Origin of the sequence: Thiohalophilus sp. (assembly GCF_031581315.1) — a bacterium.
Classification (GTDB): Bacteria; Pseudomonadota; Gammaproteobacteria; order UBA6429; family Thiohalophilaceae; genus Thiohalophilus.
This window is the reverse complement of sequence record NZ_JAVLAZ010000024.1, coordinates 1-25,580: the sequence shown is the minus strand read 5'-3', so window position 1 is coordinate 25,580 and position 25,580 is coordinate 1. Positions and strand designations below refer to the sequence as shown.

At 59.9% G+C, this 25,580-nt stretch carries 26 protein-coding genes; 20 read left to right on the top strand and 6 right to left on the bottom strand.

The window, feature by feature from the left end; translation table 11 throughout:
- The 10 genes from RI563_RS05280 to RI563_RS05235 all read left to right on the top strand — a co-directional run.
- Window positions 1-363 (top strand): penicillin-binding transpeptidase domain-containing protein (locus RI563_RS05280; RefSeq protein ID WP_310693309.1); only part of this gene is annotated, 363 nt, incomplete at its 5' end.
- Entirely contained in the window at window positions 350-1,489 is a 1,140-nt protein-coding gene (gene rodA, locus RI563_RS05275) for a rod shape-determining protein RodA (protein WP_310693308.1), read from the top strand. The genes RI563_RS05280 and rodA, both read left to right, overlap by 14 nt.
- An 18-nt stretch (window positions 1,490-1,507) precedes the next feature.
- The gene (gene mltB / locus RI563_RS05270; protein ID WP_310693307.1) at window positions 1,508-2,488 is read left to right on the top strand and encodes a lytic murein transglycosylase B; all 981 of its coding nucleotides are present in this window, start codon (window positions 1,508-1,510) and stop codon (window positions 2,486-2,488) included.
- Between the two features lie 22 nt (window positions 2,489-2,510).
- Window positions 2,511-3,395: a septal ring lytic transglycosylase RlpA family protein gene (locus RI563_RS05265; RefSeq protein ID WP_310693306.1), complete on the top strand. Its 885-nt coding sequence runs from the start codon at window positions 2,511-2,513 to the stop codon at window positions 3,393-3,395.
- 109 nt (window positions 3,396-3,504) lie between these two features.
- On the top strand, window positions 3,505-4,650 hold the full coding sequence (locus RI563_RS05260; protein WP_310693305.1) for a D-alanyl-D-alanine carboxypeptidase family protein: 1,146 nt from the start codon (window positions 3,505-3,507) through the stop codon (window positions 4,648-4,650).
- 17 nt (window positions 4,651-4,667) lie between these two features.
- Complete coding sequence (locus RI563_RS05255) at window positions 4,668-5,528, top strand: D-amino acid aminotransferase (RefSeq protein WP_310693304.1); 861 nt, start codon at window positions 4,668-4,670, stop codon at window positions 5,526-5,528.
- 215 nt (window positions 5,529-5,743) lie between these two features.
- Window positions 5,744-6,010: a DUF493 domain-containing protein gene (locus RI563_RS05250; RefSeq protein WP_310693303.1), complete on the top strand. Its 267-nt coding sequence runs from the start codon at window positions 5,744-5,746 to the stop codon at window positions 6,008-6,010.
- A gap of 2 nt (window positions 6,011-6,012) precedes the next feature.
- Window positions 6,013-6,666, top strand: a complete 654-nt coding sequence (lipB, locus tag RI563_RS05245) for a lipoyl(octanoyl) transferase LipB (RefSeq protein ID WP_317622859.1) — start codon at window positions 6,013-6,015, stop codon at window positions 6,664-6,666.
- Between the two features lie 4 nt (window positions 6,667-6,670).
- Window positions 6,671-7,648 (top strand): lipoyl synthase, encoded by a 978-nt coding sequence (lipA, locus tag RI563_RS05240; RefSeq protein WP_310693302.1) that lies wholly within the window; start codon window positions 6,671-6,673, stop codon window positions 7,646-7,648.
- A 56-nt stretch (window positions 7,649-7,704) separates the two neighbouring features.
- A complete protein-coding gene (locus tag RI563_RS05235; RefSeq protein ID WP_310693301.1) occupies window positions 7,705-8,463 on the top strand; it encodes a YdcF family protein in 759 nt (252 codons plus the stop codon).
- 234 nt (window positions 8,464-8,697) lie between these two features.
- Here the strand turns inward: RI563_RS05235 and RI563_RS05230 are convergent, their stop codons facing one another.
- The 6 genes from RI563_RS05230 to RI563_RS05205 form a co-directional block, all read right to left on the bottom strand.
- Window positions 8,698-10,023: a L,D-transpeptidase family protein gene (locus RI563_RS05230; protein WP_310693300.1), complete on the bottom strand. Its 1,326-nt coding sequence runs from the start codon at window positions 10,021-10,023 to the stop codon at window positions 8,698-8,700.
- Window positions 10,020-10,943: a tetratricopeptide repeat protein gene (locus RI563_RS05225; protein WP_310693299.1), complete on the bottom strand. Its 924-nt coding sequence runs from the start codon at window positions 10,941-10,943 to the stop codon at window positions 10,020-10,022. The genes RI563_RS05230 and RI563_RS05225 overlap by 4 nt, the downstream gene beginning before the upstream one ends.
- Before the next feature lie 75 nt (window positions 10,944-11,018).
- A complete protein-coding gene (locus RI563_RS05220) occupies window positions 11,019-12,044 on the bottom strand; it encodes a M14 family metallopeptidase (RefSeq protein WP_310693298.1) in 1,026 nt (341 codons plus the stop codon).
- Window positions 12,028-13,461, bottom strand: a complete 1,434-nt coding sequence (locus RI563_RS05215; RefSeq protein WP_310693297.1) for a glutamate-cysteine ligase family protein — start codon at window positions 13,459-13,461, stop codon at window positions 12,028-12,030. Before RI563_RS05215 ends, RI563_RS05220 begins: the two co-directional genes overlap by 17 nt.
- 5 nt (window positions 13,462-13,466) lie before the next feature.
- Window positions 13,467-14,126 carry an N-acetylmuramate alpha-1-phosphate uridylyltransferase MurU gene (gene murU, locus RI563_RS05210; RefSeq protein ID WP_310693296.1) on the bottom strand — a complete coding sequence of 220 codons (660 nt, stop codon included), beginning with the start codon at window positions 14,124-14,126 and terminating at the stop codon, window positions 13,467-13,469.
- A complete protein-coding gene (locus tag RI563_RS05205) occupies window positions 14,123-15,133 on the bottom strand; it encodes an aminoglycoside phosphotransferase family protein (protein WP_310693295.1) in 1,011 nt (336 codons plus the stop codon). Before RI563_RS05205 ends, murU begins: the two co-directional genes overlap by 4 nt.
- A 186-nt stretch (window positions 15,134-15,319) precedes the next feature.
- Between RI563_RS05205 and RI563_RS05200 the strand changes: the two genes are divergently transcribed.
- From RI563_RS05200 to RI563_RS05155, 10 genes are all read left to right on the top strand, one after another.
- Complete coding sequence (locus RI563_RS05200) at window positions 15,320-17,533, top strand: LPS-assembly protein LptD (protein WP_310693294.1); 2,214 nt, start codon at window positions 15,320-15,322, stop codon at window positions 17,531-17,533.
- A 109-nt stretch (window positions 17,534-17,642) separates the two neighbouring features.
- Window positions 17,643-18,938, top strand: coding sequence for a peptidylprolyl isomerase (locus RI563_RS05195; RefSeq protein ID WP_310693293.1), 1,296 nt, complete (start codon window positions 17,643-17,645; stop codon window positions 18,936-18,938).
- Window positions 18,884-19,930: a 4-hydroxythreonine-4-phosphate dehydrogenase PdxA gene (gene pdxA / locus RI563_RS05190; protein WP_310693292.1), complete on the top strand. Its 1,047-nt coding sequence runs from the start codon at window positions 18,884-18,886 to the stop codon at window positions 19,928-19,930. The genes RI563_RS05195 and pdxA overlap by 55 nt, the downstream gene beginning before the upstream one ends.
- Window positions 19,931-19,935: 5 nt before the next feature.
- Window positions 19,936-20,727, top strand: coding sequence for a 16S rRNA (adenine(1518)-N(6)/adenine(1519)-N(6))-dimethyltransferase RsmA (gene rsmA, locus RI563_RS05185; RefSeq protein ID WP_310693291.1), 792 nt, complete (start codon window positions 19,936-19,938; stop codon window positions 20,725-20,727).
- Window positions 20,728-21,054: 327 nt separating this feature from the next.
- Complete coding sequence (locus RI563_RS05180; RefSeq protein ID WP_310693290.1) at window positions 21,055-22,779, top strand: chemotaxis protein CheW; 1,725 nt, start codon at window positions 21,055-21,057, stop codon at window positions 22,777-22,779.
- 12 nt (window positions 22,780-22,791) lie between these two features.
- On the top strand, window positions 22,792-23,310 hold the full coding sequence (locus tag RI563_RS05175) for a hypothetical protein (RefSeq protein ID WP_310693289.1): 519 nt from the start codon (window positions 22,792-22,794) through the stop codon (window positions 23,308-23,310).
- 65 nt (window positions 23,311-23,375) lie between these two features.
- A complete protein-coding gene (locus RI563_RS05170; protein ID WP_310693288.1) occupies window positions 23,376-23,657 on the top strand; it encodes a late competence development ComFB family protein in 282 nt (93 codons plus the stop codon).
- Window positions 23,658-23,671: 14 nt separating this feature from the next.
- Entirely contained in the window at window positions 23,672-24,073 is a 402-nt protein-coding gene (gene apaG, locus RI563_RS05165) for a Co2+/Mg2+ efflux protein ApaG (RefSeq protein WP_310693287.1), read from the top strand.
- A gap of 4 nt (window positions 24,074-24,077) precedes the next feature.
- Window positions 24,078-24,680, top strand: a complete 603-nt coding sequence (locus tag RI563_RS05160; protein ID WP_310693286.1) for a class I SAM-dependent methyltransferase — start codon at window positions 24,078-24,080, stop codon at window positions 24,678-24,680.
- Window positions 24,681-24,683: 3 nt separating this feature from the next.
- The gene (locus RI563_RS05155) at window positions 24,684-25,517 is read left to right on the top strand and encodes a symmetrical bis(5'-nucleosyl)-tetraphosphatase (RefSeq protein ID WP_310693285.1); all 834 of its coding nucleotides are present in this window, start codon (window positions 24,684-24,686) and stop codon (window positions 25,515-25,517) included.
- The last annotated feature ends 63 nt before the right edge of the window (window positions 25,518-25,580 follow it).

Below are 25,580 nucleotides of genomic sequence, written 5' to 3'. Positions count from 1 at the left end.
ATCCAGGATATCGAGGAAGATCACTGGCAGACCGTGATCAAAGCCATGCGCGATGTCATCCACGGTCGCACCGGTACCGCCAGGGGGACCGGCTACGGTATGCAATACGAAGCCGCCGGCAAGACCGGCACCGCCCAGGTCTTCGGTATCGCCCAGGATGAAGAGTATGTCGAGGAAGATGTCGTCAAACACCTGCGTGACCACGGACTGTTTATCAGCTTTGCTCCCGTGGACGATCCCCGTATCGTGGTCGCGGTAATTGTGGAAAACGGCGGCAGTGGCAGCTCCTCGGCCGCGCCGATTGCCCGCCGGATTATGGATCACTATCTACTCAACCAGGATCCGCCTCATGAGCCTGACTGACAGCCATCAGTTCGCCAACGAAAACCGGATCAGTGCCGGCCGCCAGTCGTTGCAGCGACTGCATCTGGATCTGCCGTTATTGCTTGCCTTGCTGGTGCTGGCGATTATCGGCGGGTTCGTCCTTTACAGCGCCTCGGATCGCGACACCGAACTGCTGATACGCCACGCATTGCGGCTGCTGATCGGATTTATCGTCATGCTAGGCATCGCCCAGCTGCAACCGGACACCATTCGCCACTGGTCGCCCTGGTTATACGCCCTCGGGCTGATATTGCTGCTGGCCGTGCTCGCCTTTGGCCAGAGCGGTGGTGGTGCCCAGCGCTGGCTGGACTTCGGTCTGTTCCGCTTTCAGCCCTCGGAGATCATGAAACTCGCGGTACCGATGATGCTCGCCTGGTATTTGTGCATTGCGGCAATCCCGCCCTCACCGAAGCGTTTGCTGATGGCGTTATTGTTATTGATCGTGCCCACGCTGCTGATCGCCCGCCAGCCTGATCTGGGCACGGCCCTGTTGATTGCCAGTGCCGGTTTTTTCGTGCTGTTTCTTGCCGGGTTGCGCTGGAGTTTCATCCTCGGCGCCCTGGTCGCCCTGACCGCCAGCACACCGCTGGTCTGGAATTACCTGCTGCACGATTATCAACGTCAACGGGTGCTGACCTTCCTGAACCCGGAGATCGAGCCGCTGGGCTCCGGCTACCATATCATTCAGTCCACCATCGCCATCGGCTCGGGCGGCATCCATGGCAAGGGCTGGCTCAATGGCACGCAGGCGCACCTGGATTTTCTGCCGGAGCGCTCTACCGACTTTATTTTCGCGGTCTACAGCGAGGAATTCGGCCTGCTGGGCGTTCTGTTGCTGCTGTTCTTCTATGGCGTGGTGATTGCCCGTGGTCTGCTGATCACCGCCCAGGCGCAGGACACCTACAATCGCTTGCTGGCCGGGAGTGTTACCCTGACATTCTTTATCTATGTCCTGGTCAATATCGGCATGGTCTCCGGGCTGATGCCGGTGGTCGGCGTTCCCCTGCCACTGATTAGCTATGGCGGCACATCGATAGTGACCCTGATGGCCGGTTTCGGTATTCTTATGTCCATCCACACACATCGGCGCCTTATATCAACCTGACAGAGTGCAGTAGCTGTAATGAAAATCGTTCGTTTTACCCTGTTATCACTGGGCCTATTCCTGAGTATCGCTTCCCCCGCGCAGGATTTTTCCAACAATGAGCAGCTGCAGACGTTCATCCAGGAGATGAATCAGAAGCACAATTTCGACACCGACCGGCTGCGCCGGATGTTTGATGATACACGTCTGCATCAAAGTATCCTCGATGCCATCTCCCGCCCGGCGGAAAGCAAGCCGTGGCATGATTACCGTCCTATTTTCGTCACCCGCGATCGCACCAGCGGCGGGGTACGCTTCTGGCGCGAACATCGTGACGCCCTGCAGCGGGCGGAAGAAAAATTCGGTGTGCCGCCGCAAATCATCACGGCTATCATCGGTGTCGAAACCCGTTATGGCCGGCATGCCGGGCGTTATCCCGTGCTTGACGCGCTGGCCACGCTGGCCTTCGCCTATCCGCCGCGCAGCAGTTTTTTCCGCAAGGAGCTTGAACAATACCTGTTGATGACCCGCGAGGAAGATCTGAACCCGCTGAAACAAAAAGGTTCCTATGCCGGCGCCATGGGTATGCCGCAGTTTATCTCCAGCAGCTTCCGCAGCTACGCCATCGACTTTGACGGTGACGGCAAGCGGGATCTGTGGGGCAATCCGGACGATGTCATCGGCAGTGTCGCCAATTATTTTCACAAGCATCGCTGGAAACCCGGTCAACCGGTGGCTCACAAGGTCAAGGTACATGGCAAAAAATATCGCCAGCTGCTCGACAATGACTTGCGAGCGCGCTACACCCAGCAGGAAATGCTGGATAACGGCGTGATTCTGCCCCGGGATATTCCGCGCGATCTGAAGGGCAACCTGATCGAACTGGAAACCGATACCGGGCCGGAATACTGGGTCACCTGGCATAACTTTTATGTCATCAGCCGCTATAATCATAGTGCGCTGTATTCCATGGCGGTGTACCAGCTGAGCGAGTTGATCGCCGCCGCCCGTAATAACTAGTCTGATTCAGGGGGGAGCGTCAGTGAAACACGCCCTTCTCATTGTCTGTGCCGCCGGCCTGCTGGCGGCCTGTGCCGGCGGCGGCAACTCGCGTTATGCCATGCAGCATGACAGCGCGCCGGACGATGATTTCGATGCCTCGCGCATTCCCGATGCCGTCCCGCGGGTTGAACCCCGCAGCCGTTACGGCAATCCTGACTCCTACGTGGTCAACGGCCGCCGTTATTACGTCAAGAGCAGCAGCCAGGGTTATGTGGAGCGCGGCCACGCGTCCTGGTATGGCAAAAAATTCCACGGCCATCGCACCTCCAGTGGCGAAACCTACGACATGTACGCCATGACGGCAGCCCACAAATCTCTGCCGCTGCCGACCTACGCCGAGGTCACCAACCTGGAGAACGGCAAAAAGATTATCGTGAAAGTTAACGATCGCGGCCCGTTTCATCCCGGACGTATCATCGATCTCTCCTATGCCGCGGCCAAGAAGCTGGGAATGACCGGCAAGGGCACTGCCCCGGTACAGGTAAGAGCCATTGATCCCCGACAACCGGCACGCCCGATGCAGGTCAAACAGCAGGGCACTTCCTCGCGGTATATCGCCGCCCGCATGGGCCGCCAGGTACCGGAAAAATCCGCCGACACAGCCCAGCCCGCCCCCGCCAGTTCGTACACTAACAGCGAGATCTTTATCCAGGTCGGCGCCTTCTCCAGCCGCGATAACGCCGAGCAACTGCGTACCCGGCTGGATCGGCAATTCAACAATCTGAATGTGGCTGCTGCCTTTCACGATGACACCCGGCTCTATCGGGTACGTATCGGCCCCCTGGCCAGCCGCGAACAGGCTGACCGGTTGATCGAGCGGATCATCCTCAACGGTCTGGGCCAGCCCCGCCTGATCATCGACTGACGTTTTCCTGTATGCAGAGATAAACCGGCCATTTTGCGACAGATGGCTGGGTTTCCCGCGCGTCAGCCGGTAAAATGGACAAAATCCATTCCCGCTATCGAGGAACAAAATGCGCTTTGTAATGCCCGTCATCGCCCTGCTGGCCGCTGTGCTCAGCCCCGCTCTGAACGCCGCTCCGGATCTGGTTCCCGCACCGCCGCAGTTGCCAGCGACCTCCTGGCTGCTGATGGATCATGACAGTGGCCGGGTGCTGGTCGATCATGAATCCGCTGCCCGGGTCGAGCCGGCCAGTATCACCAAAATCATGACCAGCTATGTGGCGTTTCATGCCCTGCGCAATGGCAGCATCAACCTGGATGACGAAGTCCGCATCAGCAAAAACGCCCGCTACAAGCATACCGACGGCTCGCGCATGTTCGTCGAGTACAACTCGCAGGTCAGCGTGGAAGATCTGCTGCGCGGCATCATTGTCCAGTCCGGTAATGATGCCAGTATCGCCCTCGCGGAACATATCGCCGGTAGTGAAGAGAGCTTTGTGACCCTGATGAACCGTCATGCACAGGCACTGGGTATGAACGATACCCACTTCGCCAACAGCACCGGCTGGCCGGATGAGAATCATTACACGACCGCCGAGGATCTGGCCACACTTTCCCGCGCAATGATAAATGATTTCCCGAAGGAATACGCCATGTTTGCCGAACGGCGTTTTACGCATAACGGGATCAAGCAGTCCAACCGCAACCGGCTGTTATGGCTGGACGACCGGGTTGATGGGATCAAGACCGGCCATACCGAATCGGCCGGGTATTGCCTGGTCTCCTCGGCCGTCAATGATGAAATGCGCCTGATTGCCGTGGTCATGGGTGCCGATAGTGACAGCCAGCGTGACAATGCCAGTCGTAAACTGCTTAACTACGGTTTTCGTTTCTACGAAACTTTCCAGTTACATGATGTCGACGAACCGCTGACCGAAATGCGTATCTGGAAAGGCGATCAGGATGTGGTACCGCTGGGACTGGAGGCACCACTGCATGTCACCATCCCGCGAGGCCAACGTGATGATGTCAAAGCCAATATGAAAGTGGACTCAATGATCATGGCGCCGGCAAAGAAAGGCCAGGAATACGGCACCGTCAATGTCATGCTTGGCGAGGAAGTGCTGGCGAGCGAACCGCTGGTGGCACTGCGGGATGTCAAAGAAGGCAGCATCTGGCGCAAGCTGGTGGATAACATCAAGCTCATGTTCAAATAAGCAGGCGACAAACGAACATGTCCGAATCCATCTGCTATCTGAACGGCAACTATCTGCCGCTGGATGAAGCCTGCGTTCCGGTACTGGACCGCGGTTTCATTTTCGGCGACGGTGTTTATGAAGTCATTCCCGTCTATGCCGGCAAACCGTTTCGCCTGGACCATCACCTGCAACGGCTCAATGACAGTCTCAACGGCGTGTACCTGTCCAATCCGCTAAGTAATGAGGACTGGACGCAGATCCTGCAACAGATCATCGAGCACAATGGCGGCGGTGATCAGTCTTTATATCTGCAGGTCACCCGCGGCGTGGCCAAACGCGATCACGGTTTTCCCGCCACGGCGCAACCCACTGTGTTTGTCATGAGCAATCCGTTCAAACCGGTGGACGCCGAGCTGCTGGAAGAAGGCGTGGCCGCCATTACCCTGGACGATATCCGCTGGCAATACTGCCATATCAAGAGCATTGCCCTGCTACCCAATATTTTGTTGCGTCAGCAGGCCCTGGACGCCGACGCCGCCGAGGCGATTCTGCTCAAGGACGATAAGGTGACAGAAGGTGCCGCCAGTAATGTATTTATTGTACTGGACGGGGTTCTGTTGACACCGCCCAAGGGCGAGTGTCTGCTGCCGGGGATTACCCGCGATCTGGTAGTCGAGCTGGCGGATAAACACGGCGTCCCCTGCGAGCAACGGGATATCAGCCGCGAGGAGCTGTCGCGAGCCGGGGAGCTCTGGATTACCAGCTCCACCCGGGAGATTCTGCCGGTCACCCGCCTCGATGGCCACCCGGTCGGCGACGGCCGTCCCGGCTCCCTGTGGCAGAAGATGTACGCCATCTACCAGGACTACAAGGACGAGTTGCGCCAGGCAACATGATGAACCTGGGCACCGCAATAAAATCCGCAAATGCACGCGAATCAACGCAAATGATCATGAAAATTTGCGTTCATTCGCGTTTATTTGCGGACAACACCTAAATTCATACAGAATCAGGTATACCCTTTTATTGCAACCAAACCTGGTCCTTTCCATCTCTTGCAATACAGAAAATTTGCCTATATCAAAGAATTTAAATCATTTCGGAATTACCTATGAGTGAGGAAGAAACGTTTCTGGAATTTCCCTGCGAGTTTCCCATCAAAGTCATGGGCCGCAGTGACGTGGATATGCAATCGCTGGTCATGGAACTGGTGAGCAAACATGCCCCGGAGCTGAGCGAAAAGGACATCACCCGCCGCGACAGCCGCCAGGGTAACTATGTCTCCCTGACTGTCACGGTGACCGCCACCAGCAAGGCCCAGCTGGACCGCATTTATCTGGACCTCAATGCCAGCGATGCCGTCCTGATGACCCTCTAGCCGTGAATCATCCGTTACCCGAAAAACGCCTGCGGATTCGCCAGCGAGGCCTGTGCGAGTATGAGCCGATCTGGCACGAAATGCAGGCGTTCACGCAGCAGCGCCAGCCCGACACGCCGGACGAACTGTGGCTGTTGCAACATCCGCCGGTCTTTACCCTGGGGCGCAACGCCAAACCCGAACACCTGATCGACCCCGGCGATATTCCGGTGATCCCCATCGATCGCGGCGGCCAGGTCACTTACCACGGACCGGGTCAGCTGATGGTGTATACCCTGGCGGATCTGAAACGACTGGGGATGGGGATTCGCGAGTTTGTCACCGCGCTGGAACAGACGGTTATCGATCTGCTCGCCGATTATCATATCCAGGCGCACGGACGGCGCGATGCCCCCGGTGTCTATGTCGAAGACGCCAAGATCGCGGCGCTCGGTCTGCGCGTCAAACAGGGTTGCACGTATCACGGCCTGGCCCTGAACATCGATATGGATCTGGCGCCGTTTAGCCGTATCAACCCCTGCGGATACGCGGGCATGGCCGTGACCCGGATGCGCGATCTGGGTGTCAGCGACAGCCTGGAAACGATCAGCGATCGATTCGTTGCCCATTTACTCACCAATCTGGGCTACAATGCTCGGGAAATACCGTCGGAATAATCCCATGAGCCAGCCGTCCGATACCAATTCGCAGGACACACCACCGCGCCCCGCCAATCCGCTCAAGGGCAAATCCAAGACCGATCGCATTCCGATCAAGGTGGTCCCGGCGGACAAACCGTTACCCAAACCGCGCTGGATTCGCGCCCGCTCACCCAATTCGCCGGAAGTGGGTCGGCTGAAACAACTGCTGCGCGAACACAATCTGTATACGGTTTGCGAAGAGGCGGCCTGTCCCAATCTGGGCGAATGTTTTGCACACGGTACCGCGACCTTTATGATCATGGGCGAGGTCTGTACCCGGCGCTGCCCGTTTTGCGATGTGGCCCATGGCCGCCCCGATCCCCTCGACGAACAGGAACCGCATAACCTGGCCGTCACCATCGGCGCCATGCAATTGCGTTATGTGGTGATCACTTCCGTGGATCGCGACGATCTGCGCGACGGCGGCGGTGCCCATTTCGCGCGCTGCATCGAGGCCGTGCGACAACAAAGTCCCGGCACCCGCATCGAGATCCTGGTACCCGATTTTCGCGGTCGCATGGACAGGGCACTGAACGAGCTGGCCGTGGCGCTGCCCGATGTGTTCAATCATAACCTCGAGACTGTGCCCCGCCTGTACAAACAGGCCCGTCCGGGAGCCGATTACGCCTGGTCGCTGAAACTGCTCCAGCAATTCAAACAACAACATCCCGGGGTGCCAACCAAATCGGGGTTAATGCTGGGGCTGGGCGAAAATCTTGAGGAAGTGCAACAGGTGATGCAGGATCTGCGCGAACATGACTGTGACATGCTGACCCTGGGACAATACCTGCAACCGGGACCGCATCATCTGCCGGTCAGTCGTTATGTCACCCCGGAGGAATTCAAGCAACTGGAAACCCTCGGCTATGAGATGGGCTTCAGTAATGTTGCCAGTGGACCCATGGTGCGCTCGTCCTACCATGCGGATAAACAGGCCGCCGGAGAAGCGATCACCTGATCCAGTAAAATAACGGTTGTACCCCATAATCCATATAACAACGACGGGGCACGGTTTTGGAAATACTGCTGATAAGACTTGTTGAATCCCTGCTGATGCCACCGGGATTGATGATCCTGATGATGCTGCTCGGTTCTTTATTGATCGGGCGTTTCTTTGTGACGGGCAAAATACTGGTCGTCGGCGGCTTTGTTCTTCTGATCGCCGCCAGTCTGCCGATTGTTTCCAACAATCTGCTGGCCCTGCTGGAACAGACCCCGCCACTTAACGCGACAAAACTCAAGGAACAACGTGTTCAGGCCATTGTGATTCTCGGCGGCGGCCGTTATGCCGATGCACCGGAATTCAATGGCCAGGACACCGTGTCAAAACATACCCTGGAACGGTTGCGTTATGGCGCCCGCCTGCAGCGCCAGAGCCGGTTACCGGTACTGGTTACCGGCGGCAATCCCTATGCTCGCCCGGTCGCCGAAGCCGAGCTGATGCGCCAGACTCTGGAGCAGGCATTCAACATTCCGGTGAAATGGGTGGAAAGCGCCTCGAGCAATACCTGGGAAAACGCCCGCTACAGCCAGATTCATCTCAAGCGCGCCGGCATCAACCGCATTGCTCTGGTCACCCATGCCTGGCACATGCCTCGCTCCGTCAGCGCCTTTGAACAACAGGGCTTCGACGTCACCCCCGCCCCCACCGCCTACAGCACCCGCGCCCGGCCCCTGCTGCTGCAATTCGTCCCCGACGCCGGTGCCCTCGAAGACAGCCGCAAAGCCCTGCACGAACTCCTCGGCCGCCTCTGGTATAGCGTGCGCTACTAATCAGTACAACCAGATAAAGCGGGAAAGAAAACGCGGAGGACGCGGAGGCGCAAAGACGCAGAGAATTAATTAGAATGAACCTTATGCCTTAATCATGGTTCGATAATTCAATGTACGGTAATCGGTTAGAGAGAAGATGGTGAGAAATAAGTAGTAATAATTCTTTTTTCTCCGCGACTCTGCGCCTCCGCGTCCTCTGCGTTATTTACAGGACTCTATACAATGACGCAAAGATCAGCGGCCTTCGTAGACGATGCGCCACTGGCCGTCGCGGCGGGTGAGGTAGAGGCGTTTTTGTATTTCGCTGTTGAAGTTGTTGGAGCGGTAGGTCTGGTGCATGCGGGCCACGACCAGATCGCCCTGCTGGTTTTCGACCCGGGGATAGCTGAACAGGGAGATGTCCTCGAGTTTGACATCCTGGAAGGTCTTGGATTGCGCGACCTGGCGTTTGTAGCGTTTCCAGCTTTGAATATCGTGCGAGCGGGTCCAGAAGCTGTCGGCATAATGTGACAGGTAACGTTCGGTATCCAGGCTTTCCCAGTCCTGTTCCCACTGTTGCAGGGCCTGCAGGATTTCGTGACGTTCGTTGCGCCAGGTCTGCTCGTCAATCCAGTCAATGCGCGAGGTGATGATCACCGGCGTGACGCCGGGTTTGATCTCATGTTTGATCGCGTCGAGATCGTAGTTGGAGAGTACCACGCAGCCTTCACTGTCCAGCGGCGGGCGGCTGTAGAATTCGCGTTCGGTGCCGTGCAGCCAGATACCGTAACCGGTCTTGCCCTGTTTGCGATCCAGTTCGTTGGGATAATTGACCGGAAACGCCCCGATGCCATAGCGCTCGGGCAACTCTTCATCGGGTATCCAGTTGGTGACAAAGTAAACCCCTTCGGGCGTACGCAGATCGCCCCGCACCACCTTGTTACCCTGCTTGCGCCCGGTACTGACATAGTAATCCCGGACCAGACGCGGCGGTTGAGCCTTACCCTGTCGTTCGAACAAAAATAACCGGTGGCGTGACTTGTCCACCACGATGGCATGCCCGACGTTGTCACTCAGAGTCAGGATCTGGCGCGGGATACGGGAGTGCAGTTCCTTGTCGAGATGCACGCCCAGACGATAATCAGCTTCCTGTTGCAGACCCTGCAGGACATCGCGGGCCTCACGACTGAGACTGGCAAACAGTTGCGCATTACCGATGTCGTTGACCGGACGCCATTTCATCATGCGCAGGTCGGCGTAGACCATGTGTGCCAGCTGGAAATTGGGGGCCCGCTGGCGCAACGCATCGAGCTCACGCAGTGCCGCCTCCAGATTGCCGCTGCGAAAATAGATCAATCCTTTTAACAGACTGGCTTCATGATCGGCGGGATGGACGGCCAGGCGTTTGTCAAGATGTGACAGGGCCTCGCCGAGCTGCCGTTCCAGGCTCAGGGGCGCGCCCGGGTTCTCGCGCGTGGCCAGATTCGCCAGCAGGGTTGGTTCCGCCTGCAGGGCACCCGGCAGCAGCAGGCTGCTACCGAGCAGTAATCCGGTTAAAAAACCATGGCGGTAAATAGTCAAAGTGTCTTTTCCTGGCTGATACGCCAGCCATTATTCTCACGGCTGAGGATCAATTGTTTATGGGTGACATCCCCGTAGGTATCGGAACGGTATTTCTGGATAAATTCCACCACAACCTGTTGCGCGGATTGTTCCGCAATCCGCAGTTTCTCCAGTTCAACCCGGATCCATTCGGGACGCCGCAATCGCACCTGGCGTTGTTGTTCCCAGCCCTCGCGGGTAAGCCCGTCGTCCGGGCGAAAATCCCCGGCGTAAAACGACAAATAACGTCCCACGTCCTGCGCGGCCCAGGCCCGGGCCCAGTCGCGGACGGTCTGTTCGATGGCCGTCGGTTCGCCCGCCTCCAGCGGGATGGCCGGCGAAGCCTCGACAACTTCGGCCTGCTCCGTATTGACCTTCTCCGGCGGGGCCTGGGCCGGGCGCGGCGAGTCGACCAGGTTCAGAGTCGCGAGGCTGACGCTCTGCTCGGGCACATCCACCCGCAACGCCTTGCCATAGGAAGCCCGGGCAATTTCCACATTCACTGTCTGCAGATTACGGTAAACCGCGGCATAGGCCGGATCGATATCGGTCAGGGCCTGCTCCAGTATCTGACTGGCCTGCGCCAGCCGATTCTGCTCCACCAGTAACGCCGCCAGATTGTTATAGGCCTCGATGCGTTGCGGGTGGTGTTCGATCAATTGCCGATAGGTGCGTTCCGCCGGCCCGGGCCGCGCCAGGGCCGTCAGGGCGCGGGCCCGAAGAAACAGCCCGTCGCCATGATCGGGTGTCGCTTCCAGCTGCCTGTCGATCAGGGTCAATGCCTGTTCGGCCTGTCCCGCCTGCAACAGCGACTGTGCCTCATCCAGCGTGCTGGCCGACAGGCCCGCCGAAAGGAACCACAACAGCGCACCGATCGCCACCCTGAGCTTCATCGTCATCAATAACCTTGTATAAAAACTTTAATGATTATAACAATTTACCATGCCGCGGCAAGCACAGGCAGCGCCGTGTATTCAGTCAGCGCCGGGTAGCGGCAGGCGCTCCATCAGATAGCAAAGACAATCCTGGCGGATAATCTCGGCATCCAGGGTCAACATCGAGGGCATGACCGGCACACGGGTATAAATCCCGCCGTCGCGCAATTCGAAATAGCGGCCGCTGACTTCATTGCCCTGTTCATCGCGGGCATGCAGGGCCAGCTCGCAATCCGCCCGGAAGCGTCCGAAACTGGTGCCGGGCGGCAACTCGCTGAAATTGTAATGATCGATGGTCGGACTGAGATCGATGTCGGCCCGCTCATCGCCCACCGCGACCGAACACTGTTCGGGCACATTGACCACCGCCACCGTATGAAACAGATCCACATCCTGCGGGGCCATCGCATGATCGGGAAACGCCGACAGATGCAGGGCCGCCTCGATAAATTCGATCACGTGCGCCACGCCGCGCGCATCATCGGGCTTGCCACATTCGATGGTGACCGCCGGGCACAGATTGGACATTGCCATCGAGAGCACCGTGTCCGGCTTGAGAAAATAGACCACGGTGCGACTGAACAGCGTCGCCAGATGCAGATAATCATCCTGCAGACGATTAACGCAGGCGTAATGGGGGTTGGTGCCGGTGTTGTTGTGGATATCGATGGCGGCAAACAACGATTGTTGTTGTAACCAGGCCAGCAACTCACGCGCCATGGCATACTCGGCAGTTTCGCCGTCGCCCTGCCAGATCCGGTTATAGTCTGCCTGCTGTGGCAGATGGCGTTGACCCTGCGCCGCGGCTGCGACATTGCCGATGAACAGATACACACTGCGCGGCAGGTGCGCATATTTTTTCAGGATCGCCCGCATGGCATCCCAGCCGGTGGTCTCATTGCCGTGCAGCAGCACCGAAATAAACAACGGGCGGGGATCCTCACCCGACAAGCGGATCAGTGTCGGACCACTTAACTGTTCATGCAGACGCCGGGCGGGCAGATCCAGCAAGCCCGACGGCAACGCATCGAGAAATGTCAGTCCGTTTTCAGAGGGACCATTCATGGACCGGATCTCCCTGTTGCTGGCGTTCGAGATAGGCGGCTGTGAGGGCATGCATATCCTTGCCGTGTTGTTTGACATAATCGCGTTGCCAGCGAGCACCGTTACGGCCGCTCGCCACCCGTTGCTCGATAATCGCCAGATAATGGCGGCTGTCCGATTCGGCCACGCCCAGTTGCGCAAGCCCGTCCCGGGCCAGGGGCAATAATACTTTTTGAATCAGTTCGCTGGCGGACAACTGTTTGTCCTCGAACCATTGTTGCCGGGCACGCAGGCCGAAGCGAGCCGCGGTATAGAAATTGTCTCGCGCCCGATCGAAAGCCAGTTGCCGGCGCGGAGGAATCTGCATACTCGCCAGCGCGGTGACTGCCCCGTAGTAAAAAGCGGCATTGGCAATGGTATCGATCAGGGTAGGCCCCGCCGGCACTACCCGGTGTTCCACCCGAAGATGTGGCATTCCATCTTCATCAAACCCGATCAGCGGACGATTCCAGCGCCAGATGGTGCCGTTATGCATACGCAGGTGGGCCAGTTGTTCGGGTGCCTCGCCCAGATCCACCGGCAGCATGACCGGATAATGGGCCAGATTATCCTCGAAGCATTCCATCAGCGACTGTTTGACATAGCCGTTGCCGAAGGTCACCCGGCGAATTGGTCCAAAGCGGGCCGCATCATACCCGCCCACGGCGACCGCCTGCTCGAAGACCGGAATGCGGGTTTCATCCCACAGGCTTTTACCGAAAAGAAACGGCGAGTTGGCACTCAGGGCGACCATCGGCCCGGCCAGAATGATACTGGCATTGAACAGCGGCACCGCGTTTTGCGGCGTGAGCTTCAGATGAATCTGGAAAGAAGTGGCGGCCGATTCGAGCATCACATCGCGATGCGTCACCCGCAAATGCTCCTCGCCATTGATATCGAAGACCAGCGGTTTACCGTGGCGCATGCGCACCACTTCCCGATTCAGGGCCCGATAACGTTGCATGCTTGACATGTTGGCCAGGGTCAGCGATTCATTCTCCACGGTCGGCAAAATACCGATCATCACCGCCCGGGCGTCCAGCGCCTCGGCAGTGTCGGTACAATGGCGCCAGGTTTCGATCAACTCGTTATGCATGGCGGTGAAGACTTCACCGACCAGATAACGCGGGGTACTGTTGACCTCAAAGTTGAAACTGGCCAGCTCCGGCGAGGCCAGCGGGGTATCCAGACGTTTGAGGAACGCTTCGTTAATCGGCGCCGGCTGCAACTCATCATCCACCAGCCAGGCTTCCAGCTCGAAGCCGCCCTGCGGTTCGCTCGTAGACAGCGCCCCTTCCTGCAACCAGCTTTTAAGCAGGGCGGTTTCCTGTTGCAGACGTTGTTCGAAGCGGGCGTAATCCTCCGAATCGAACTGGCTGTTGTGTATCTCTTCACCCATGGCTCTTATTCACCGCCCAGTTGCGCATCCAGTTCAGCCAGTCTCTGCGGTGTGCCGATATCCCGCCATTGACCTGAATAATATTCCCCGCTCACCTTGCCCTGTTGCATGGCCTCGCGCAACAACGGCCCCAGCGGTCGCACCCCCGGCGCCAGACTGGCAAACAGCCCGGCCCGGTAAACCCCGATGCCGCTGAAGGTCAGACGCGGTTGATGGTGTTCATCCAGACGGTGATCCCGCAGGCCAAAATCACCCTGCGGGTGATGGGCCGGATTATCCACCATCACCAGATGCGCCAGCCCTTCGGGATCGGCGGGCAACTGTGTCATGGGATAGTCGGTCCAGATATCGGCGTTGAGCGCGATAAATACCTCGCCCAGCCACGGCAGGGCCTGGATGATGCCACCGGCGGTCTCCAGCGCGGTCGTTTCGTGGGAATAATGCAACGCCACGCCGTAATGCTCACCGCCGCCCAGGGTTTGTTCGATCTGATCGCCCAGCCAGGCATGGTTGATCATGATCTCCTCGATCCCCGCCGCGGCCAGTGCCTCGATATGATATTCGATCAACGCCTTGCCGCCGGCCTTTAATAAAGGTTTGGGACAGGTATCGGTCAACGGCCGCATACGCTCGCCACGACCGGCGGCCAGGATCATCGCTTTCATGCCGACACACTCCGCGGCGTAACCTGCTCCAGTCGCCGGGGCACCTCCAGGCTTTGCAATAGTTCGGCAAACCCGGCCAGCTCGTCGTAGTCCTCTACGATCTGCAGAACATACCCGAGGGTACGCGGAATGTCGGCCAGATAACCGGGCTTGGTGTCACGATAGTTCAGGCGCGCGAAAATCCCGCTGGCCTTGAGATGGCGCTGTATACCCATCAGATCGAACCAGCGTAAAAACTGGTCGACCGTCACCTGGGAGTCAACAATTGCGGCCTCTTGCGCCCCCTGCAGATAATCCACTACCCACTGCTCGACCTGCTCGCGTGGCCAGGCGATATAACAGTCGCGCAACAGGGAAACCAGATCATAAGTGACCGGACCATGGACCGCATCCTGAAAATCGATCACCCCGGGGTTGGGATCGCTCAACAACAGATTGCGCGAATGATAATCGCGATGCACGATCACTTCGGGCTGTTCCAGTGCGACACCGGCCAGATGTTCAAAGCTCTCCTGTAAAACCGTCTGCTGTTGCGCATCCAGCTCCAGCCCCAGATGGCGTTGCAGATACCAGTCGGCAAACAGCTGCATCTCCTGCAATAATCGGGCGCGATCGTATTCGGGCAACCAGTCGGGGACCGGATGTTGTTGCAGTTGTAACAGGGCGCTGAGGGCATCGCCATACAGGGCGTCGACACTGTTCTCGTTCAATGCCGGCAGGTACAGCTGTGTACCCAGATCGCTCAGTTGCAAAAAACCCTGTGCGGTATCCCGCGCCATAATCTGCGGGACATGCAGTCCCGCCGCCATCATCAGATCGGCGACCCGGATAAACGGCGCGGTGTCCTCTTTTTCCGGTGGCGCATCCATGACAATAAAACTCGCCCGGTCATGCTGAATGCGAAAATAGCGCCGGAAACTGGCGTCGGCGGAAGCCGGTTCCAGGGTGTAGTGGTGATAGCCCTGCGTGGCCAGCCACTGTTCGAGTTGCTGCAAGCGTGTATCCAAAACAGTTTGCCTTTTACCTCTGTCAGGGCAAATTATACCGATTGTCGGGAGCCCGGGCCGCACGGCAACCGCATTTAGTGTTAACCGGGCCTGGGGTGTTCAACCTGTGACCATGTATAATGCCAACATACCATAACCCGACCACCCGGCGCGGCATTACAACCGACCCGCAACCTCGAGGCCATCTTGCGTCAATCCGTCTGTCATTCCCGTTTCTGTCCGCCGCGACGCCTGCGCGCCGGGTTACTGGCGATCATACTATGTGCCAGTGCGTCGGCCGGGGCGCAGACCGTGGTGACCTCGGATGAGGTAACGGGCGGGACAGGGAGCGAAACAGGCGGCGGACTCTGCCCGCCCGCCAGCCACGCTCCCCTGCCCCGCGTGGAGGGCGATCCGGATGACCCACGTACTCACATCGAAGCCGATAATGCCGACATCAGTCTCGAGGCTGTCAGTGTGTTTCGCGGTGCGGTAGTGGTGCGCCGGGGGCTCCGCCAGTTAATGGCGGATCGGGTCGACTACGATCGCCAGCAGGATACCGCGCACGCCGAGGGCAATGTGCGACTCCTGCAAAACGACCTGCTGATTACCGGGGCCGAGGCGGATATGAACATGGCCGCCGGCACCGGCGAAGTCCGCACCGCCACCTATCGGACCGCCGGCAATAAACAGGGGCGGGCCGACACCCTCCGGGTTCTGGACAAGTACCGTACCGAACTGGATAACGCCACCTATACCACCTGTGATATCGGCGATCCCGACTGGTTGCTGAGCGCCGGCCATATCATGCTCAATAATGAAAACCGTCAGGGCTCGGCCAGCAACGTGGTGGTTCGCTTCAAGGGCGTCCCGTTTCTGTATTTGCCTTACATGCGTTTTCCCATCGGCGACGAACGGTTAAGCGGTCTGCTCTATCCCTCAATTGGCGATTCGGATCAACACGGTACCCGGGTCGTGGTGCCCTATTACTGGAATATCGCCCCGCAAATGGATGCGACGCTCACGCTCGACCACATGAGCCGCCGCGGGACCATGTTACAAACCGAGTTCCGTTATCTGTCGGCCAACAACAATGGCCAGCTGGACTGGCATTATCTGCCCGACGACGAGCTGTACGGGGAGGATCGCGAACGCATCCGCTGGCAGCACGAAGGGCGGGCCGATGCCGGCTGGAGCGGACAGGTGGATTACAATTCAGTCGCCGATACCGATCATCTGTTCGATTTCGGTAACGATCTCAGTGCCACCAGCACCACCCATCTGCAACGTCGCGGTCAGCTGGTTTACAACGCCGACCGCTGGCAGTTCACCTCCCTGGCCCAGAGTCATCAGGTCATCAACGGCAACGAAACCTATCAACGCCTGCCGCAACTGGGACTGACCTCCCGTCTGCCGCAGCGGGACAACGCGCTCAATTACCACTTCGATGCCCAGTGGGTGGAATTCGCCCATCGCGATGCCCCGACCGTGCCCGAAGGCAGCCGGCTGGCCGTGGAGCCGTCGATCAGCCTGCCGCTGCGCAGCGTCTACGGCTTTGCCGAACCGAAGTTATCCCTGCATTACACCCGCTACGATCTGGATCCCCAGACGATCAGCAGCGAGCCCGAACTGACCCGCACGGTGCCGATTTTCAGTCTCAACAGCGGGCTGTTTTTCGAACGCGATACCCGCATCGGCGGGACCGATCTGCTGCACACGCTCGAGCCGCAACTGTTTTATGCCTACATCCCCTATCGGGATCAAAGCGATATTCCGGTGTTCGACAGCGCCTTTCGCAGTTTCAATATTAATGACCTGTTTCGCGCCGACCGTTTCGACGGGGTCGATCGCATCGGCGACACCAACCACCTGACCGCGGCGCTCACCACCCGCCTGTTGAATCAGCAAACGGGCCAGGAGCTGCTGATGGCCCGACTGGCGCAGGTTTTCTACTTCGAGGATCGACGGGTCACGCTGGCCGGCGATGTGACCAATCCGCGCCAACGCTCGAATATCATCGGCGAGTTTGATCTGCGGCCCAATAACCGCTGGGCCTTCGACAGCGATGTCACCTGGTCACCACAGGACGATGAGGTCACCATCGGCAACGCCCGGCTGCGTTACTCGCCCTGGGATACCCTGTCGCTGGCCGCAGCCTACCGTTTTCAGCGGGACCGGCTGGAGACCAGCGAGGCCGGTTTTAACTGGCGGCTCAATCCTCGCTGGGGTTTCCATGGCCGGCGACTCTATGACATGGAAAACCAGCGGGAACTGGAATCGGTCCTGGGCCTGCGTTACGACAGCTGCTGCTGGGGGTTGAGCCTGGAAGCCGGCAAACGCTTTGTCAGCAGCGACCGGCCCGAGGAGAACACCCTGTTGCTGGTTCTGGAGCTCAAGGGGCTGGCCAGCTTCGGGGAGTAACTGTCGCGCTGGATCCTGGTCGCGCAAATCCCGGCATCGGAATCCTGGCATCAGGCGGGCCCGCCTGTGTTATGCTTGTCGGCCTGTTGTTAACCGCTTGTCTCGTATCATGAAACACCTTATTTTTGGCCTGCTGTTCGGCCTTGTCGTGCCGGGCACCGCCCCCCTCTTTGCCGCTCCGATCCAGGAGCTCGATCACGTGGTCGCCATCGTCAACGACGATGTCATCACCCGGGTCGAGCTGGATGAACGGCTCGAACGCATCAAAAGCCAGGCCCGGCAACAACAGCAGAGCCTGCCCGATGAACAGACCCTGGAACGCCAGGTGCTGGAAAACCTGATCATCGAGGAATTACAGCTGCAACTGGCCGAAAAAGCCGGCATCCGGGTGGATGACGAGACGGTCAACCAGGTGATTAACAATATCGCCCGCGAAAACAACCTGACACTGCCCCGGTTTCAGGAGGTCCTGCGCCGTGACGGCATGAGCTTCTCGGCCTTTCGCGAAAATATCCGCAACGAAATTATCGTCAACCAGCTGCGCAAGCGCCGGGTCGAGGACAGCGTCAACGTCACCGAACAGGAAGTGAACAATTACCTGAGCAACATGGAAAACCGCCAGGGACTGAATGACGAATTCCGTCTCGGTCACATCCTGATCGGCGTACCCGATGGCGCCACCCCCCGGCAAATCCAGGAAGCAGAAGCCAAAGCCCGGCAGGTCTATAACCGCCTGCGTCTGGGGGCCGACTTTCACCAGACCGCCGTGGCCGTCTCCAGCGGCCAGAATGCCCTGCAGGGCGGCGACCTGGGCTGGCGCAAGGGCGGGCAACTGCCCAGCGCGCTGGCGGATATTATTGTCGACATGGAACCGGGCGATATCAGCGAACCCCAGCGCAGTTCCAGCGGGTTTCATATCCTCAAGTTGGTCGACCGGCGCACCAGCGAACAGCGGCGGATCGTCGAACAGACCCTGGCCCGGCATATCCTGATCCGGCCCAATCAGCTGGTCTCCAATGCCGACGCCCGCCAGCGACTGGCGCGCCTGCGCGAGCGGATTCAACGGGGTGAGAGCTTCGCCGATCTGGCCCGCGCCCACTCGGATGACACCGGTTCCGCCGCCGAAGGCGGCAGCCTGGGCTGGTTCAGTCCCGGCAGCATGGTGCCCCGCTTCGAGGAAGTCGCGAAACAGCTCGAACCGGGCCAGATCAGCGAGCCCTTCCAGAGCCGTTTTGGCTGGCACATTGTCGAGGTCCTCTCGCGGCGCAAGCACGACGACACCGAACAGTACCAGCGGATCCAGGCCCGCCAGTCCATCCACAAGCGCAAAAGCGATGAGGCCATCGAACAATGGCTGCGTCAGCTGCGCGCCGAAGCGTATGTGGATATCCGGTTGAACCAGTGACACCCCGGCCGCCTACCCTTGCCCTAACCCCCGGCGAGCCGGCCGGCATCGGCCCCGATTTACTCATTCAGGCCGCCCAGCAGCCCCGCGAGACCAGCCTGGTCGCGCTGGCCGACCCCGAGCTTCTGGAGCAACGGGCCCGCCAGCTGAACCTGCCGCTGAGCCTGCTGCCCTGGCACCCCGGCGACGCACCAGTTACCGGCGCCGGGCAGCTGGCCTGCCAGAGGGTCCCGACGAACGTCCCCGTCACAGCCGGCCAGCTCGATCCGACCAACGCCGCCTATGTCCTGGCCTGCCTGGACGGGGCCGTGGCCGGTTGCCAGGCGGGCCATTTCGATGCACTGGTCACCGGCCCGGTTCACAAAGGGGTGATCAACGACGCCGGCATCGGCTTCACCGGCCACACCGAGTACCTGGCCGACGCCACCGCCACCGCGCGCGTGGTCATGATGCTCGCCACCCCCGGGCTGCGGGTCGCACTGGCCACCACCCACCTGGCCCTGCGCGAGGTGCCCGATGCCATCACCCGCGAGAATCTGACCACCGTCATCCGTATCCTGGATCGCGAGCTGCGTCGCCACTTCGCCTGTGCCACGCCGCGGATCAAGGTCTGCGGTCTCAATCCCCATGCCGGCGAAGGCGGCCACCTGGGGCGTGAGGAGATCGAGGTCATCGAACCGGCGCTGGACGCCCTGCGCCGCGAAGGACTGGATTTGATCGGGCCGCTGCCGGCCGACACCCTGTTCACGCCGGCCGGGCTGGAAGGGATCGATGCGGTGCTGGCGATGTACCACGACCAGGGCCTGCCGGTGCTCAAGCACATGGGCTTCGGACAGGCGGTGAACATCACCCTGGGCCTGCCGTTCGTGCGCACCTCGGTGGACCACGGCACGGCGCTGGAGCTGGCCGGCAGCGGCCGCGCCGATCCGGGCAGCCTTGGCTATGCCATCGAAGTGGCCGGCGAGATGATTCGCGCGGCCGAAACCGACTGACCGCCATGACCCGCTCCTCGCACCGCCCGCGCAAACGCTTCGGCCAGAACTTTCTGCACGACCCGGGCGTCATCCGGCGCATCATCGACGCCATCGCTCCCCGTCCGGACGACCCGCTGGTGGAGATCGGCCCCGGTCAGGGCGCCCTGACCCGGCCGCTGCTGGAAACGGTAAAACATCTGGATGTGGTCGAGCTGGATCGGGATCTGCTCGCGCAGCTGGAGGCACTCGATGTGAACGGAAAACTCAGCGTGCATAACGCCGATGCCCTGCGCTTTGATTTTTGCCAGCTGCGCACGGGCGAGGCAAAACTGCGCCTGATCGGCAACCTGCCCTATAACATCTCCACCCCGCTGCTATTCCATCTGATGGAACAGCTGGAGTGCATCGCGGATATGCACTTCATGCTGCAAAAGGAAGTCGTGGATCGCCTCACCGCCGTCCCGGGCACCAAGGCCTATGGCCGGCTCGGCGTGATGCTGCACTATTACTGCCGGGCCGAACGACTGTTCATTGTCCCGCCGGGGGCGTTCCACCCGGCGCCTAAAGTCGAATCGGCCATCGTCCGCCTCATCCCGCACCCCAGACCGCCGGTGGCGGTCAACGACGTCCAGCAGCTCGCCTGGCTGGTCAATCGCCTGTTCAGCCAGCGCCGCAAGATGCTGCGTCACTCCCTCAAGGGCTATCTCAGCGAGGCCCGCCTGCAGGAACTGGGCATCGATCCCACCGAACGCCCCGAACAACTCGACCTGGCCGCCTTCGCCACCCTCGCCAACGCGCTGACCACAAAAAACTAACAACGATAAAAGTCGCTGGCCTCCCATGCAATGCGACCTTTTCCTCTCCCAATGTAAACGCGGAGGGCGCGGAGACGCAGAGGCGCGGAGAGTTTTTGTATCTTTAACATGCCAATTGACTGAACAATCGATTAGCAACCCGATATTTCTATCAAAAGAAAGCGAAATAATTGTTTTCTCTGCGCCTCCGCGCCTCTGCGTCCTCCGCGTAGATTCCCAGCCTACGCCGTAAAAGCGCGACCGCCTTCCCGGTTTCCCCACAACGCTATTAATAACCGCCGCGGCGGGCCGCTATAGAAGAACAACCATCCCGAGCTGACACGGATTATGGCTTCTTTGCACGACGCCGATGCCCTGCTGATCTATCAGGTGGGGCCGGTGCGCTGTTGCGCGCCGACCGGGCCTATTGAGCAGATTGTGCTGCCGCCGGATCTGACCCATCCGCCGGGCAGTGACGCCGCGCGCCCGGGGATTTTCCGCCATGGCCAGCATATTGTCAGTGTCATCGACCTGCGCCAGCGCTTCGGTATCGAGCCGGATCGCTGGGAACCCGGGCGGCTGGTCATCACCCGGCTGGGGCAGGGCTACACCGGCTTCTGGGTGGATCGGATCGTGGATGTGATTCGCTATCCCGCCGAGGGCTGGGGCGGGCTGCCGCCCCATCTGCCGCGCGACACCTTCAGCCGCACCCTGCTCTACCGGGATCAGATTCACCTGTATACCGAGTTCGAGCAACTGCCTCACCTGCACCCGGCGGGCTTTTTGCGTCAGTACCTGGCCCAACTGGCGCCGGCCGATGAACCCGCGTCCCCGAAAGCTCAGGTGGTCAGTAAGCACCAACCCCGCGCGTCACAACCTGACGACGCGACCGGGCTGCAGACAACCCGGCCCCCGACATCCGATCCCGGATCGCCCCCAGAACCGACCCCGGCGTCATCTGCACCGACACCGCCGTCGTCTGCTGTCGAACCGTCCGAAAGTCGGCCGGACGTTAAGCCCGCCAGGGCAAAGACATCCCCGGCGGCGGTGCCGGGCGAACCTCGTCAGCCGGCAGCAACCGCGACCCCAGCGCGAACCACACCGGACTCCGACCCAACAAAACCCACTGCCCCGCCTGCACAGACACGACCGACGGCCGCCCCCGTCAGCAGCGACCGGCCCGCGCCGCAAGGCCAACCGAAACCTGCCCCGGCCCCGTCGACAGCCCCCGTTACCCAAACTGCCAGAGCCGCGCCGGTGCCAGCCACATCGAACCCCGCTCACCCCCGCCCGGCCGAAGAGGAGACCGGCGGCGGGCTCGGCGTCCTGCTCGTTCTGCTGCTTCTGCTGGGCGGGGGCGCTACCGGCGTGTATCTGTGGTATCCCGCTGGCGACATCCCGGACCCGATGCGGCAGGCGACCCTCGAAGAACCTCCGGCTCCGGCTCCGCCTGTCGCCCTGCCAACCCCGCCGCCAGCAAGCGTGAGCGAAGCAGCCCCCCGGCCGGCGACGCGCCAGCCGGCCCCCGCCGCACCGCAACAGGGACCCGGTTCCGGACCGAAGCCCGGGTCTGAGCACGAACCCGAACCCGAGCCAGAATCAAAACCGGAGGGGGAATCAACACCGGCGTCAGCGACGGAAACCGCCACCCCGCACGTCCTCGGCGGCCTGGTGCGCACGGCACCACCCTACCGGGCCAGTATCGAGCAGGACAGCGAGGGGATTACCCTGATTTTCGAGGCGCCGGCGCCCGCCGTTCCGGCTGTGGCCGCACCGCCGGAAGAAGCGCAGAACGACACCGGGCAGCCGGATGGCGGCAGCCCGGCAACCCGGCCGGCCGACGAGCAGGCCGGGCCCCCGACGTCGGAGAGTCCGCCCGCGCCTCCGCCCAGCCGGGAAGAGATCGTCCACGTGGTGGCCCGCGGGGATACCCTGTGGGATATTGCCAAACGCTATGTGGACAATCCCTGGCGCTACCCCGAACTGGCCGAAAACAGCGATATTCACGACCCGGATCTGATCTACCCCGGCGACAGGGTCCGGATCATTATCTATCGCGGCCGGCGGCCGTGATAAAATTGCCGCATGTCCATACCCACTTCCCCGCTCGATCAGGTGATGAGCTGCGCCGCGGTCGGTCTGCCGGCCCTGCGCCAACTGCTGCGGCCCTACGCCCTGGAGATCGTTCTGGTTGCGGATCACGAACCGCTGCCGGGCAGTTTCTGGGGCGATCCCGAGGCGGGGCTGATCGGCGATCGACTGTTCATTCGCTCGCAGACACCCATCCAGTCCGCCCTGCATGAAGCCTGTCACTATATCTGCATGGATCCTCACCGCCGGGCCCGGCTGCACACCGATGCCGGCGGCGGCTATGACGAGGAAAACGCCGTCTGTTATCTGCAGGTTCTGCTGGCGGCGCAGCTGCCACACGTGGGCCGGGAGCGCATGTGGCAGGACATGGATCGCTGGGGCTACAGCTTCCGCCTCGGCAGTGCCCGGCGCTGGTTTGAGCAAGATGCCCAAGAAGTCCGGCAGTGGCTTGAAGAACAGAATCTCATCGATGCCCGAGAGCAACCCACTGGCCAGCTGCGCCAGAATTCCTGATACAGTCAAGTTAAAACTCGACACACCGATACAGGAATCATAGCCCTGATATCACTGGAGACGACATGGCGTTTGAATCGATTCATAACTATTACGAACAACTGGTCCTGGACCAGCTACTGACACTGACTGACACCGAGTTACAAGGTGAAAGTGACGATTTTCTCTCCGACATTGCCTGCGTTGCGCTCAATCAGTTACCGCCACGTTATGTTCGCCACAATGTTGATACGGCCTTTTACATGACACAGGAAGAACGCCAGGCGATAGACCAGGAGGTCGACAAGGCCGTAAAAAAGGCGATTGACTATGTCAACAAACATCGCGATGATCACCAACCGCAATAAATTAACCACAGCCGATGGCAGTTATCACAATGGATGAATCCAGTCCCGAATATAATACGCAGGTAGAAGTCGAAACCGCCTATATCGAGGAGCAATCCGATCCGGAAGAAAACCGGTATGTCTTCTCCTATACCATTACCATTCGCAATGACGGTTCGGTCGCCGCCAAACTGCTGACCCGTCACTGGGTCATTACCGATGCCGATGGCAAGGTGCAGGAAGTGGAAGGTGAAGGCGTGGTGGGTGAACAACCCCATCTTGAACCCGGGGAACGGTTTCGTTATACCAGCGGCACGGTCCTGGAAACGCCGGTCGGCAGTATGCAGGGTACCTACCACATGATTGCCGACGATGGTGTTGAGTTCGACGCACAGATTGCTCCTTTCACCCTGGCGATACCCCGCACCCTGCATTAATGGCATGTCGCTCAAGCACAGTTATACACTGCTCGCGCCCCTCTATGATCTGATCGTTAACGGCCCGACCGCTGGCATGCGGCGCAACAGTCTCAGGCGGCTTGCCGAAACGACGGATCAAACCATACTGGTCAGCGGTATCGGTACCGGGCTGGACATTCCCGAACTGCCCGCCGGTCCCGCCTATATCGGGCTGGATCTGACCACGGCGATGTTACGCCGCGCGCAACGACGCGTCGGACACCGCAATGACATCCAGCTGCACTGCGGCGATGTCATGCACCTGCCCTATGCCGATGAGCAATTCGATAGTATTTTGATGCATCTGATCCTGGCCGTCGTGCCCGTGCCGGAGCGCGCCCTGCAGGAGGCAACCCGGGTAGTGCGTCCTGGCGGGCGCATCCTGATCCTGGACAAGTTTCTGCGTCACGGTGAGCGCGCCCCGGTACGACGGGCATTGAACAGTGTGATCCGCCATATTGCCACTCGCACCGATGTCGTACTGGAACCGTTACTGGCACAATGTCCGCAATTACAACTCATCGAGGAAATCCGGCTGGCGCCCGGCGGCTGGTTTCATCAAATCGAACTGAGAAAAACAGAGTAGTTTATGGCTATCTATGCAATCGGTGACCTGCAGGGCTGCCATGACGAGTTTCGCACCCTGCTCGACAAGCTGGGTTTCGATCCCGAACGCGATCAACTCTGGCTGGTAGGCGACCTGGTCAACCGCGGCCCCAAATCACTGGAATGCCTGCGTTACGTCAAATCGATTGACCCCGCGGTCACCGCCGTTCTTGGCAATCACGACCTGCATCTGCTGGCCCTGGCCGAAGGCGTGGGCAGCACCAATGATGCGAGCATGCAGGCCATACTGGATGCACCGGATGCTTCGGAACTGCTCGACTGGTTGCGACAACGGCCGTTACTGCACTACGACGCCGAACTCGATTATTGCCTGGTGCATGCCGGCATCTATCCGCTCTGGAACCTGGCCCAGGCACAACAGTATGCGAGTGAACTCGAGACCGTATTGCGCGGCAACGACTATCCCGCGTTTTTTCAGAATATGTACGGCGATCAACCGGCAGACTGGTCGGAACAACACGAAGGCTGGGATAGATTACGCTTTATCTGCAACGCTTTTACCCGCATGCGCTTTTGTCGAAGTGACGGTTCACTGGATTTGAGTGCCAAGGGCGGACCCGGTCAGCCGCCAGGCGACTGCTATCCCTGGTACGACCTGCCGCAACGGGTCAATATCGACACCACCATCCTGTTCGGCCACTGGGCCGCCCTGGGCCTGCACGTCCAGGACAACGTCCACGCCATCGACACCGGCTGCGTCTGGGGCGGCCAGCTCACCGCCTACCAGATCGGCCAGCCTGCCACCCGACACATCACCTACCAGTGCCCCCAGAACTGCCAACCCGGCACGCCGTGACGCATCCATAGATATATTGCTGGGAATAAACGCGGAGGACGCAGAGGCGCAAAGGCGCGGAGA